Below are 13,632 nucleotides of genomic sequence, written 5' to 3' on the forward strand. Positions count from 1 at the left end.
ATAGTTACATATTTAGTTTTCACACTGGTTGAATCAATTCAATTGCCTTTCCCCAGTCTCGCATAATACCTACTTTTGCGCCACTAACTACGGCATCCAATTTTGCCGACAAAGAAGGCTCTATGATTCAATTGATTAACGCTCCATCTGAGCTCGGCGCAGGAACACGCGGCGCAAGCTTGGGATATAAGGCGATCAAAACGGCGTCACTTCATGTGGACCCAACGTTCTTTAAGCGATATGAACCGATTGATGTCGAAACGGCCAACAACCTGCTCTTCGAACATGTAGATAATCCCTATGGCAAGCGAATCAAAGGGGTTGTAAAGATGTACCGCAGAATTGCAGCTCAGGTTGCAGAAACCATGGACGATCAAGATTTCCCACTGGTTATTTCAGGCGACCATTCCAACGCAGGTGGAACGATTGCCGGTGTTGCTCAAGCTAATCCGGGTAAGAGACTTGGAGTGGTTTGGATTGATGCACATAGCGATCTTCACTCTCCATATACCTCTCCTTCTGGCAACGTTCACGGTATGCCACTAGCCACAGCCATTGCGGAAGACAATAAGGAGTCTGCCATCAACGATGTGCGTGGTACAGCGCTGCGCAGCTGGGATCAAATGAAAGGATCTCGACAGCGAGTGAAGCCAGAAGATATCGTGTTCATCGCACTTCGCAGTTCAGAAGAGCCTGAGGTTCACCTCATCAATAAATACAACATGGCCGTTCACCGAACTGAAGATGTTCGTGAGAAAGGAGTGAAGGCTATTTATGAAGCATCCCTCGAGCGATTGAAGGATTGCGATATCATCTATGTGACTTTCGATGTAGATAGTATGGATCCAGAAGTTTCCATCGGCACAGGTACTCCAGTTCCCGGAGGGCTTACCGAAGCTGAAGCGACAGAGTTCTTGCAACTTTATGCTGCCAATGAAAAGGTCGCATGTATGGAGTTCACAGAGGTGAATCCGCTTTTAGATGATAAAGGGAATGCCATGGGTGAAGCTGCTTTCCGTTGCCTTAAAGCCACCGTGGAAGCATTAGAAAAGAGAAAGTAAACATCGATCAATCGATATTCAATGAGCGATATTCGTCAAAAAGTAGCCTCAGAAGTACAAGCCGTTCTCAAAGAGCTGTACGACCTTGATGTACCACAAATTGATCTCCAAGAAACCCGCAAGGAATTCGAAGGAGACGTTACCCTCGTGGTGTTCCCATACCTTCGCGCTAGTAGAAAAAAACCGGAGGATACCGCAGCTGAAATCGGTTCTGCACTACAGGCTCGCATGAGTGAGGTAGCAGGATTCAACGTGGTAAAAGGCTTCTTGAATATCGTTATTGGCGAAGCACAGTGGTCAGCCACCTTTAGGCAAATTGCTGAACATGAGGCTTGGGGATTCACCCAGCCAGATCCTAACGCACCGGCCGCAATGGTAGAGTATTCCTCGCCAAATACGAACAAGCCGTTGCACCTCGGACATGTTAGAAACATACTTCTTGGCACGTCCGTATCGAGAATCTTGAAGGCAAGCGGTCGCAATGTGGTGAACGTTCAGATTGTGAACGACCGCGGAATCCATATTTGCAAAAGCATGCTCGCTTGGCAGAAGTTTGGCGAAGGTGAAACGCCTGAGTCAACTGGAATGAAAGGCGATAAGCTTGTTGGTAAGTATTATGTTGAGTTCGACAAACGCTACCGCGCTCAACAAAAAGAATTGGTGGAATCTGGCATGGACGCCAAAGAGGCAGAAGCCAAAGCCCCACTCATGATTGAAGCCCAAGAAATGCTTCAAAAATGGGAAGCTGGCGACGATGAAGTTGTGAAGCTCTGGAAGACAATGAACCAATGGGTGTACGATGGCTTTGATGAAACCTACGAACGCCTTGGTGCCCACTTCGATAAAAACTACTACGAAAGCGAGACCTACATTTTAGGTAAGGCCGACGTTGAGCGCGGGCTGGAAAGCAGTGTGTTCTATCGCCGCGAAGACGGTTCTGTGTGGATTGATTTGACCGACGAAGGTCTAGATGAAAAGCTCGTGCTGAGAAAAGACGGTACGAGTGTTTACATAACGCAAGACATCGGTACAGCTATTCAGCGTTTTGCCGATTTCAATATTGATAGTCTAACCTATGTAGTTGGAAACGAGCAAGATTACCACTTCAAGGTACTCTTCTTAATTCTCGGGAAACTCGGTTACGAATGGGCCGAAAAGCTCTATCACTTGTCGTACGGGATGGTGGACCTTCCTTCTGGAAAAATGAAGTCGCGTGAGGGGACCGTTGTAGATGCTGACGACCTCATGAATGAAATGATTTCAACCTCGCAAGACATTGCTCAGGAGCTCGGCAAGGTTGATGGGCTTGATGAGGCGGAGCAAGCGGAATTGTACCGCAAGATTGGACTAGGTGCCCTCAAGTACTTCATTTTACGTGTTGATGCAAAGCGTCGCATGATGTTCAATCCGGAAGAGTCTATCGACTTTGCCGGAAACACCGGACCATTCATTCAATACACCTACGCAAGAATTCAGTCGCTTAAGCGAAAGGCGAAAGACTTGCCCGCAGTTGATTACGATGCCTACGAATTGGACGATAGGGAGCGCGAGTTGATCAAATCGATGAGTCAGTTTCCGAAGACTATACAGCAGGCAGCTGATGAGCTAAGTCCTTCAATTGTTGCGGCTTACGTTTACGACTTGACCAAACAGTTCAATGGCTTCTATCAAAATACCAGCATCTTGAATGCGGAAACTCCGGAGCAAGCTTCCTTCCGTTTGAAGATGGCGGACACGGTAGGAGGTATCATTGAAAGAGGTCTTGGTGTGCTTGGTATCGAGGTTCCAGAGCGCATGTAATTATATCGGTTTTTGGTAGGATTTTGCGGAGAGTAGGAGGTTTAAAATCGACTTCTCTCTGTGCTCGTCATTCCTTACCTTTGCCGTTCATTCTGCAAAGCCAATTTTATGTTTGAGAGTCTTAGCGATCGCTTAGATAGTGCCTTTCACATTCTGAAGGGCAGAAACAAGATTACAGAAATCAACATTGCCGAGTCGGTAAAAGAGATCCGCCGTGCCTTGGTGGACGCCGATGTGAGCTACAAAATTGCCAAGCAGTTTACCGATACGGTAAAGGAAAAGGCACTCGGTTCTGACGTACTCGTGAGCCTCAAGCCTGGTCAGCTTATGACCAAAATCGTTCGCGATGAGATGGCTAGTCTCATGGGCGGCGAGGCTGCCGATTTCAAAATCGAAGGAAAGCCAGCGGTAGTCTTGATGTCGGGATTGCAAGGTTCTGGTAAAACGACCTTCTCAGCGAAACTCGCGAACTATCTCAAAACAAAGAAAACACGTAAGCCTTTGCTCGTTGCGTGTGACGTTTATCGTCCGGCTGCGATTGACCAGCTTCACGTACTTGGTGAGCAGATTGGCGTAGATGTTTTCTCCAACAAAGAGAGCAAAGATCCGGTAGAGATATCTAAAGCAGCCATTGCACACGCAAAGGCAAACGGACATAACCTCGTAATCATCGATACCGCGGGTCGCTTGGCGATTGACGAAGAGATGATGCGCGAGATCAAGGCAGTCCATACCGCAGTTGAGCCGAATGAGACCCTTTTCGTAGTCGATTCGATGACTGGTCAGGATGCCGTGAACACCGCCAAGGCGTTCAACGATGTGTTGGACTACGACGGTGTGATTCTAACGAAACTAGACGGTGATACACGTGGTGGTGCTGCACTTACCATCAAAGCCGTTGTAGATAAGCCTATCAAATTTGTTGGTACAGGTGAGAAGATGGATGCGCTCGACGTTTTCCATCCGAGCCGTATGGCCGACAGAATCTTGGGCATGGGTGATGTCGTTTCCTTGGTTGAACGCGCTCAAGAGCAGTTCGATGAAGAGAAGGCACGCGACATGCAGAAGAAAATCGCGAAGAACCAGTTTGGCTTCGACGATTTCTTGGATCAGATTCAGCAGATCAAGAAGATGGGTAACATGAAGGATTTGATGGGCATGATTCCGGGTATGGGCAAGATGATGCGCAACATCGATATCGACGATGATGCCTTCAAGCACATCGAAGCGATGATTCATTCTATGACACCGGAAGAGCGCACGAATCCAAGCGTAATCAATGGTTCTCGAAGAAAGCGCATTGCTCGTGGAGCGGGACGCGACATCACGGAAGTAAACAAGCTTCTCAAGCAATTTGCCGATATGAGCAAAATGATGAAGATGATGCAGAGCCAAGGTGGTAAGCGTAACATGATGAACATGATGCGCGGAATGCGCTAAACGACTAGGATATGAATTTACTTGACGGGAAGGTAACTGCGGCAGCCTACAAAGAAAAGATCGCGAAGGAAGTATCGGAGCTCAAAGCATCTGGCAATCGAGCCCCGCACCTCGCAGCTGTCTTGGTAGGAGAAAACCCCGCGAGTGTTGCCTACGTCAACGGTAAGGTTAAGGATTGTGATGAAGTTGGGTTCAAGTCAACACTCATCCGACTGCCAGAAGATATTTCTCAAGAAGATCTACTGTCGAAGGTAGAAGAGCTCAACAATGATGAGGGGCTTGACGGATTTATCGTTCAACTTCCTTTGCCAAAGCATATCGACGAGAAAACAGTTACACTTGCGATAGATCCCAAAAAGGATGTGGATGGATTTCACCCTGAGAATGTGGGACGAATGGCGCTCAATCTCCCAACATACTTGCCTGCCACTCCCCATGGCATCCTTATGATGTTGGAGCACTATAACATTGAAACGAGTGGAAAACACTGTGTGGTTATAGGTCGTTCGAACATTGTTGGCTCTCCAATGAGCATTTTGATGGCGCGAAACGCCAACCCAGGAAATGCAACGGTAACCCTAACGCATAGCCGTACTGCCGACTTAAAGGCGGAATGCTTGCGAGCGGATATTATCATAGCCGCGATCGGCAAAGCCAACTTCCTTACAGCAGACATGGTAAAGCCTGGAGCTGTTGTGATTGATGTGGGTATTAACCGTGTAGAAGACGCATCGCGAAAGCGTGGTTATCGTCTAACTGGCGATGTTGACTTTGAAGGTGTATCCGAAAAGGCGAGTTGGCTGACTCCAGTACCTGGTGGCGTCGGATTGATGACGCGTGTAGCGTTGTTGCAGAATACGTTGCAGGCAGCGAGAGGGTAACAGGCTTCAGGCTTCAGGCTTGAGGCTGGCATTAGTTCAACTGTGGTCTAACCCTCTGACCATCCAACCCTCCTGATTCTTGTTTCTCGCAAAATCGCAAAAAGCAAAAACGCTATAATCAAAGAAAATAGGAGTGCGTAAGTCCAAAAGTCTATGAGTCTAAAAGTCCATAAGTCTGTTAGTTCATTAGTCTGACGGTCTAAAAGCCCAACCCTCTGACCCTCTAACCCTCTCCCGAATCGGCTTCGCCTCTCGGGATTCCTCCTTATAGTCGGAACTTCCAGTCGGAACTTCAGCCATTCAGTCTATTAGTCTGACGGTCCATAAGTCCAACCCTCTAACCCTCTAACCCTCGAAATAAAAAAACGCCAACCGAATACGATTGACGCTTTTTCTTTAAGTACATCAGGCTTGCAGATCCTACTGCACGTCCAACGTAACCGTATACATTTTCCCTGAAACCAACGAAGTGTCAGCCGTTTCCATGCCGTGCACTGTGTTCCATATGTGATTGTTAAGTCCCACGGTTGAGGCTTCAACCTCCTCGAGAACAACGTGACCTGTGGCGTCGATGTGGAATTGTACTGTGGCGCGTCCACGTACATCTGAACCGTCTTTTGAACAAATAGCTGATTTGATCTCATCCGGGAAAGGAACAACGTCGTTCGTAACCGGAGTCACAGGCCCTGCCTGAGCGTTCATGCTGAAGATTACAGCGGCGAAAGTCGAATAGAGAGCATTCTTGAGTGTCATACCGTCTGGTGTTTTATTGGTTTTGTTGACACTGCAAATGACCGAAGATTAACATCCTGAGAGGTTAGGGCTGCATTTAACTTATGTGAAGAGTGTGAGAATTTAGCGCTCCATAGGGGGCGATTCTTAACCGCATTATTACAAGCCTGTTAACCCTAGTTTACCCACTGTATTCATTGTACCTTTGCGTCATGATTGACGAGCAACAAGCACTTGTTGAAGCAGGACAAATGCTTCCTCTCATGGAGGCGTTTTATACCATCCAAGGGGAAGGGGCACATACTGGTCGAGCCGCGTACTTCATTCGTGTTGGCGGATGCGACGTAGGTTGCCATTGGTGTGACGTGAAAGAGAGTTGGAACGCGGAACTTCATCCGCCAACAGCCATTGGAGAGATTGCCAATGGTGCTGCCGAATACAGCGATACTATCGTGGTAACTGGTGGTGAACCATTTATGTGGAACATGACCCCTCTTACCAGCGAGCTCAGATCTAAAGGCATGAAGATTCATGTGGAAACATCCGGAGCATATCCACTTTCAGGCGATTGGGATTGGATTTGCTTAAGTCCAAAGAAGACCATGCCTCCCAAGCCCGAATTCTACGAAGCTGCCCACGAACTCAAGGTTATCATTTACAATCAAAACGACTTCAAGTGGGCCGAAGAGCACGCCGCCAAGGTGAGCCCAAACTGCCGACTCTTCCTTCAACCCGAATGGAGTAGGAGAGACACCGTAATGCTCGACATCACGGAGTACATTATGAAGAACCCGAGGTGGCAGGTGAGTTTGCAGACGCATAAGTATTTGGGGATTCCTTAGCCTCTTCGAGGCAAGGCTCTTTCAGAGTAAGGCTTCGTACCTCAGCAAGGCATCAACTTATCAGTTGGATGCAAGGCCTCGTACCTCGGCAAGGAGGCTGACGCCTAAGCCGGTTTTTGGATTGAGGATTCGGCCAGAGACAAATGGCACAGGACTTTAGCCAGTGCATTTGATATCCAAAATGAATTAAAAGGCACCTTTAAGAAGTTGCGAGTAATCGCATCCTGGTTGTTTCAGATAGGACAAAGGATCACCCCCATATATTTTACTATCGCTAAAGGAATTGAAGCTTTAGCCTTGTGAGGAGCTGGAAGCGACGAGCCTTACTACCAACGAGAGTTGGGAGTATTGTACACTGACGACAGGAAGTGGACCTTGTGCGCAGCACGAAGAAGGCTCTTTCAGAGCAAGGCATCAACTTATCAGTTGGATGCAAGGCCTCGTACCTCGGCAAGGAGGCTGACGCCTAAGCCGGTTTTTGGATTGAGGATTCGGCCAGAGACAAATGGCACAGGGCTTTAGCCCGTGCATTTGATATCCAAAATGAATTAATAGGCACCTTTAAGAAGTTGCGAGTAATCGAATCCTGGTTGTTTCAGATAGGACCAAGGATCACCCCCATCTATTTTACCATCGCTAAAGGAATTGAAGCTTTAGCTTTGTGAGGAGCTGGAAGCGACGAGCCTTACTACCAACGAGAGTTGGGAGTATTGTACACTGACGATAGGAAGTGGACCTTGTGCGCAGCACCAAATTTCATAGCTTTGTTTTAAGCTCCCATTTCCCATTACATGGACGACACCAAACAGATACAGAACGATAAGGATAAGGCCGAAATCATCAATAGATATCGCGCGCTATTGCGCTCTACGGAGGGCAAGGCAGATGCGAAGGATAAGAAGATGATTCGCAAGGCATTCAATCTCGCATTGGATGCGCATAACGGCGTGAAACGCAAAAGCGGCGAGCCGTACATTCTGCATCCTATCGAGGTGGCGATTATCGTGGCACGCGAAATTGGGCTCGGACCAACTAGCATTGCCGCAGCACTCCTACACGATGTTGTGGAAGATTCCGATTATACGCTGGAAGATATCGAGCGTATGTTCGGGGAGAAAGTAGCCAGAATCATCGATGGCCTCACCAAAATGTCTGGCGTTTTCGATCAGAATATTTCTGCTCAAGCCGAGAATTTTAGAAAGCTCCTGCTCACAATTTCTGATGACCTGAGGGTAATCCTCATCAAGATTGCTGACCGCCTTCACAACATGCGGACAATGGAGAGCATGCCGCACCACAAGCAGCTCAAAATAGCAAGCGAAACGCTGTTCATTTTCTCTCCATTAGCACATAGAATTGGTCTGTATACGATTAAGTCAGAACTTGAAGACCTGTCACTTAAGTATACTGAACCAGAGGTGTATAGAGATATTGCTTTGAAGATCAAGGCAAGTCGAGCAGGGGAGATGAAATACCTGAAGCGGTTCTCTTCCAAAATCAGAGATTCACTGAAGCGCGAAGACCTCGAATTCACCATCAAGGAACGAACTAAGTCCATCTATTCTATTCGCCGAAAAATGGTGAACCAGGGTGTGAGCTTCGACGAAGTATATGATAAGTTCGCCATGAGAATCATCATTGATAGTCCGCCTGAAAGAGAGAAGGCCGACTGTTGGCGAGTCTATTCTATAGTGACCGATTTCTATCGCCCCAATCCGGATCGTTTGCGCGACTGGATTTCTGCTCCAAAGTCAAACGGGTACGAATCGTTGCATACCACTGTGATGGGGCCAGATGGACACTGGGTGGAGGTTCAGATTCGATCTAAGCGAATGGACGAAATCGCTGAGAAAGGATATGCCGCTCACTGGAAGTACAAAGAGGATAGGGCGACAAGCGATAATCTCGACCAATGGTTGTCACGCGTTCGCGACCTGCTCGAGAACCCAGAGTCGAATGCTGTTGAGTTCGTGGATAACTTCAAAATGCAGCTCTTCAGCGACGAGATTTTCGTGTTTACTCCGCAAGGAGATATGCGAAACCTTCCGAAAAATGCCTCTCCGCTGGATTTTGCCTTCGACATCCATACAGATATTGGTTTGCACACACTCGGCGCCAAGGTGAATGGTAAACTCGTTCCGCTTAGTTTCAATTTGAAGAGTGGCGACCAAGTGGAGGTGATTACCTCGCAAAAGCAGAAGCCAAAGGAAGATTGGCTGAACTATGTGAAAACCTCAAAGGCACGTTCTAAAATCAAGCAGTCGCTCAAAGACGACTACAACAAGATGGTGGACAAAGGCCGTGCGGTACTAGAGCGTAAGCTGAACTTCATCAAGGTGAGAATGACCGAAAGCAATATTCAGCGAATGGTCAATCACTTCGGATACAAGAACCCGCAAGAGCTGTTCTACAAGGCTGGAATGGGCATTGTGGACAATAAGATGCTGAAGGATTTTGCAAAGGATACGCAAGGTGGCATTTACCAATACCTCCGAAGCAAAATCCGTCGTCAGCCTAGTCAGCCTAAATCGCAGCAAACCGTAAAGACAGAGAGCTCAACACTCGTTTTTGGTCCAAATGAAGAAAAGCTAGACTTCAAGCTCGCCAAATGCTGTAACCCTATTCCAGGGGATGAGGTGTTTGGATTCCTCACTTCGAACGAAGGTATCAAGGTTCACCGCTCCGACTGCCCGAATGCGATTAGCATGCAGAGCAAGTTTGCTAACAGAACCATTCGTGCCAAATGGGTACAGAATGAACAAAGCTCATTCATTGCCAATATTCTCATCAAGGGGATCGATACCGTTGGCCTCGTCAATAAGGTCACTCAGATCATCTCTAACGACTTGAATGTTAACATTCGATCCATTGGAATATCCGGAGAGGATGGAGTGTTCGAAGGGAACATTACTGTTGTTGTGGAAGACCGCGTTCACCTCAATAACGTGATGGACAAACTCAAGAAAGTCGAAGGTGTGGTTTCGGTAGAAAGGAAGTTTGCCGGATCTGCGAAGTAATTTCGAATATCAACACAAAAGAAAAAGCCCCGAAGCAAATGCCTCGGGGCTTTTCTTATCTAATCGGTTCGATCTTTAATCAATCGCTGGAAGTAGCTTAGAGCTCACTTCACCAAAACCGATTCTCACTTTACCATTGTCGCAGTATCCGCGCATGATCACTGTGTCATTATCTTCGATAAAGGTTCTTTCAGAGCCATCTGCCATTTTCATGCTCTTGGTTGCATTCCAAGACAACTCGAGCATAGAGCCGTAGCTATCTGGCGTAGGACCTGAAATCGTTCCCGAAGCCATCATGTCGCCTGCATTCACCTTACATCCGTTAACCGTGTGGTGCGTTAGCTGCTGTACCATGTTCCAGTACATGTGCTTGAAGTTTGACTTACAAACGGTAGTTTCAGTACTTCCTTCTGGCGCGATGCCAACTTCAAGATTGATATCGTAATTCTTGTCGCCCTCGAACTTGAGGTAATCTAGTACTTCCGGCTCTTGCACAGGACCTGCTACACGATAGGGTTCGAGTGCGTCCATAGTTACAACCCACGGGCTGATGCTAGACCCAAAGTTCTTCGCCAGGAATGGTCCGAGCGGCACATATTCCCACTTTTGAAGGTCACGTGCACTCCAATCGTTGAAGAGAACCATCCCGAAGATGTATTCTTCTGCCTCGGCCGTTGAAATGGATTGTCCCATTGGCTTGCCTTCGCCTGTGATGAATGCCATTTCCAATTCGAAATCAACGCGAACGGATGGCCCAAATACTGGCTTATCTGCATTTGGTGGCATGCGCTGTCCTTTTGGACGATGAACGGGTTCACCAGAAATTACAATCGTGCTGCTGCGCCCGTGGTAACCAACAGGCAAGTGAAGCCAGTTAGGCAGTAGGGCGTTATTTGGATCGCGGAACATGGTTCCAACGTTCGTGGCGTGCTCGCGCGAGCTGTAGAAGTCGGTGTAATCTTGACAAAATACCGGCATCAACATTTGCACCTCGTTTACGGGGAAGAGGATTTTTGCCTTGTGCTCATCGTTATCGCGCAATTCGGCGTTATCGGCGTCGAATACTTCGGCGATTCTGTCGCGCACATCGCGATTAATTTCACGACCAAGGGCGATGAAATCGTTTAAGGTATCTTGAAGAAATACGTCTTCGTCGAGGTTGATTTCGTCAAAATATCCGAGTTGCTGCATGGCAGAAAGGTCAACGGCAGTGTCGCCGATTCTCGTACCAATAGTGATGATATCATCCTCTGGAATGAAGACACCAAAAGGGATATTTTGGATTGGGAAATCTGAACCACTTTCTACGTTGATCCAACTGCGGCGATTTGGGTCGTTCGCTTTGATCATTTTCCTTTACTTTTGAGCGTTTGCTGTGCGATTTGATGCAAGATTACAACATAATATGGAAAGAGATAACACCATTTTCGACCTCATTCAAGAAGAACGTGAACGTCAGACCGATGGCATAGAGCTTATCGCCTCTGAAAACTTCGTTTCCGACCAAGTCATGGAAGCGATGGGATCTGTTCTCACGAACAAATATGCCGAAGGTTACCCAGGCAAACGCTACTATGGCGGTTGCGAAGTGGTTGACCAAGTGGAGAACCTCGCTCGCGATAGAGCCAAGGAACTGTTTGGCGCCGAGTATGTGAACGTGCAACCGCATTCAGGTTCTCAAGCCAATGCGGCCCTTTACCTGGCCATTTTGAAACCTGGTGATAAGATTATGGGATTTGATCTTTCGCACGGTGGTCATCTTACCCACGGTTCGCCAGTCAACTTCTCTGGTAAGCTTTATCAGACATGTTTTTATGGAGTGGAAAAGGAAACGGGTCGCATCAATTACGACGTAGTTCGCGAGACTGCACTGGCTGAGAAACCACAATTGATTATATGCGGTGCATCTGCTTATTCACGCGATTTAGATTATGCAAAATTCCGTGAGATTGCAGATGAAGTGGGCGCTTTGCTCCTCGCCGATGTGTCTCACCCAGCGGGCTTGATAGCGAAGGGCGTTCTGAACGACCCAATGCCACACTGCCATTTTGTGACGACCACCACACACAAGACTTTGAGAGGTCCGCGTGGAGGCATGATCATGATGGGGAGAGATTTCGAGAACCCTTGGGGCATCAAAACTCCAAAGGGCGAAACCAAGATGATGAGTGCTATGATCGACGGTGCGGTATTCCCAGGAACGCAAGGTGGTCCTTTGGAGCACGTGATTGCGGGCAAGGCTGTAGCATTCGGCGAAGCACTTTCTGATAGCTTCCTAGATTACATTATTCAAGTGAAGAAGAATGCTGCAGCTATGGCAGAAGCATTTGTGAGTAGAGGATACGACCTTATCTCAGGTGGAACCGACAACCACTGCATGCTCATTGATCTTCGAAATAAGAATGTGACCGGTAAATTGGCTGAAAATGCGCTTGTTAAAGCCGAGATCACTGTGAACAAGAACATGGTGCCGTTTGACGATAAATCGCCTTTCGTAACGAGTGGTATCCGCGTTGGAACGCCTGCGATTACCACACGTGGGTTAGTGGAATCTGATATGGAGAAAGTAGTTGAGCTTATCGACCGAGTGATTCAGAATCCTGAGGATGAGGCCAACCTTGAGGCCGTTGCCAACGATGTGAATGAGATGATGCAAGGGCGACCGCTCTTTGCATACTGATAAGACGTTAAGCCTGATTAAGGCTTAGACATATACTCGCTTGGATGCTGAGATTTCAGAATCCATCGCGTTACACAAATAGAAGGACAGGTTTGGGCGAGATTTTCGTTCTGAACTTGTCCTTGTTGTATCTTCACATTCAAAGTTCCAAAATGTGGCGCGGTTAAAGTTGAGCATTTCTGAAGCATTCAACATCCTGGGCTTGCCTTACGGTGCAACGCTCAAGGAAATCAAATCGCGCTACCGTGAACTAGCCAAGGAGTGGCATCCCGATTCGTCTTCCAAACCCAATTCGGAACAGAGGTTTTCTCAAATTGCCATGGCGCATGAACGCCTTGTCGCGTGGGATCGTCAGGGTAGACCCGAACCCGCAAAGGCCAATTTCATCAATCTCCGAAAGAAAGCGCAGGAGGAAGAGGAGAAGAAGCGAAAAGCCGAACTTCGACGTCAAGAGCTCATTCGCAAAATCAAACAAAAGAAGGAAAAGCAGGATAGGGAGCAGGCACGGCAATACAAACTGGCCGCGGCCATCATTATGACCTTGATTTTTATCTATCTGGGCATTGTGGAGGCGTATGACGCCTACCGCGACTACAAGATCAATTCGAACCCTGTAGAAACCATTGCCACTATTACCCACCAAGAGCACTACGAAGTTCATTTTGAATTTTATGTGGGCGAGGAAGTTTTCTACGGTTCCGAAAGGGTAGAGCACGTTCGAAATCACAACCGAAGCGATAACGGAATGCCTGTATTGGATGGCGATAGCTTCATCCTTCGGTACAATGCGGAAGATTGTGACTATCACGAAATCGATTTTTTCCGTCCAAGCGACAGAACCATTGAGCGCTATCTGGATCAAACTCAGTTGCGACTAATGGTCCTCTTCGACGATAGCTTTGAGGCACTCCCTAGTATTGAAAAGGCGGACAAGTCTAGGTGTGTGGCGCGCCAGATAATGGAAGCCTACGGATTCGATGGTATGGCATCGTTGGCATATTCGAATGAAAGCATCTTGGAGAACAGCATGAACAACTCGATTGAATACGGCGAACTCATACAAGAAGAGCGTTTTTCGAAATGTTTTGAGTATTGCAACGTCAAAATCCCGAAAGCGATAGCTGGCAAATAGGTTGTATCGGCCACTGAGCGCTTTATATTTGCAGAAATTTATTCGAG

General features: G+C 47.5%; 10 protein-coding genes. 8 read left to right on the forward strand and 2 right to left on the reverse strand.

Translation table 11 applies throughout. From position 1 onward, the window contains the following. The first annotated feature begins 122 nt into the window (after positions 1-122). The 4 genes from F8C67_RS00695 to F8C67_RS00710 all read left to right on the forward strand — a co-directional run bounded on the left by F8C67_RS00695 (position 123) and on the right by F8C67_RS00710 (position 5,182). Complete coding sequence (locus F8C67_RS00695; protein ID WP_151665862.1) at positions 123-1,061, forward strand: arginase; 939 nt, start codon at positions 123-125, stop codon at positions 1,059-1,061. A 21-nt stretch (positions 1,062-1,082) separates the two neighbouring features. Further along, positions 1,083-2,861, forward strand: coding sequence for an arginine--tRNA ligase (gene argS / locus F8C67_RS00700; protein ID WP_151665863.1), 1,779 nt, complete (start codon positions 1,083-1,085; stop codon positions 2,859-2,861). A gap of 108 nt (positions 2,862-2,969) precedes the next feature. Continuing rightward, positions 2,970-4,301, forward strand: a complete 1,332-nt coding sequence (gene ffh / locus F8C67_RS00705; RefSeq protein ID WP_151665864.1) for a signal recognition particle protein — start codon at positions 2,970-2,972, stop codon at positions 4,299-4,301. Between the two features lie 11 nt (positions 4,302-4,312). After that, entirely contained in the window at positions 4,313-5,182 is an 870-nt protein-coding gene (locus F8C67_RS00710) for a bifunctional 5,10-methylenetetrahydrofolate dehydrogenase/5,10-methenyltetrahydrofolate cyclohydrolase (RefSeq protein WP_151665865.1), read from the forward strand. 420 nt (positions 5,183-5,602) lie between these two features. On the opposite strand, the gene F8C67_RS00715 is transcribed toward F8C67_RS00710, so the two are convergent. After that, complete coding sequence (locus F8C67_RS00715) at positions 5,603-5,935, reverse strand: hypothetical protein (RefSeq protein WP_151665866.1); 333 nt, start codon at positions 5,933-5,935, stop codon at positions 5,603-5,605. A gap of 191 nt (positions 5,936-6,126) precedes the next feature. Here F8C67_RS00715 and F8C67_RS00720 point away from each other — a divergent pair, with 191 nt between their 5' ends. Both F8C67_RS00720 and F8C67_RS00725 read left to right on the forward strand, forming a co-directional pair. Further along, positions 6,127-6,756, forward strand: a complete 630-nt coding sequence (locus tag F8C67_RS00720; protein WP_151665867.1) for a 7-carboxy-7-deazaguanine synthase QueE — start codon at positions 6,127-6,129, stop codon at positions 6,754-6,756. Between the two features lie 791 nt (positions 6,757-7,547). Further along, positions 7,548-9,773, forward strand: coding sequence for a RelA/SpoT family protein (locus F8C67_RS00725; RefSeq protein ID WP_151665868.1), 2,226 nt, complete (start codon positions 7,548-7,550; stop codon positions 9,771-9,773). A gap of 75 nt (positions 9,774-9,848) precedes the next feature. Here F8C67_RS00725 and fahA read toward each other — a convergent pair whose 3' ends face one another. Beyond that, the gene (gene fahA, locus F8C67_RS00730) at positions 9,849-11,123 is read right to left on the reverse strand and encodes a fumarylacetoacetase (protein ID WP_151665869.1); all 1,275 of its coding nucleotides are present in this window, start codon (positions 11,121-11,123) and stop codon (positions 9,849-9,851) included. 55 nt (positions 11,124-11,178) lie between these two features. On the opposite strand from fahA, the gene glyA reads away from it, so the two are divergent. Both glyA and F8C67_RS00740 read left to right on the forward strand, forming a co-directional pair. Then, a complete protein-coding gene (glyA, locus tag F8C67_RS00735; protein WP_151665870.1) occupies positions 11,179-12,453 on the forward strand; it encodes a serine hydroxymethyltransferase in 1,275 nt (424 codons plus the stop codon). A 154-nt stretch (positions 12,454-12,607) separates the two neighbouring features. After that, on the forward strand, positions 12,608-13,585 hold the full coding sequence (locus F8C67_RS00740) for a J domain-containing protein (RefSeq protein ID WP_151665871.1): 978 nt from the start codon (positions 12,608-12,610) through the stop codon (positions 13,583-13,585). Positions 13,586-13,632: the final 47 nt, after the last annotated feature.

It is taken from the genome of Phaeocystidibacter luteus (genome assembly GCF_008933115.1).
Lineage (GTDB): Bacteria > Bacteroidota > Bacteroidia > Flavobacteriales > Schleiferiaceae > Phaeocystidibacter > Phaeocystidibacter luteus.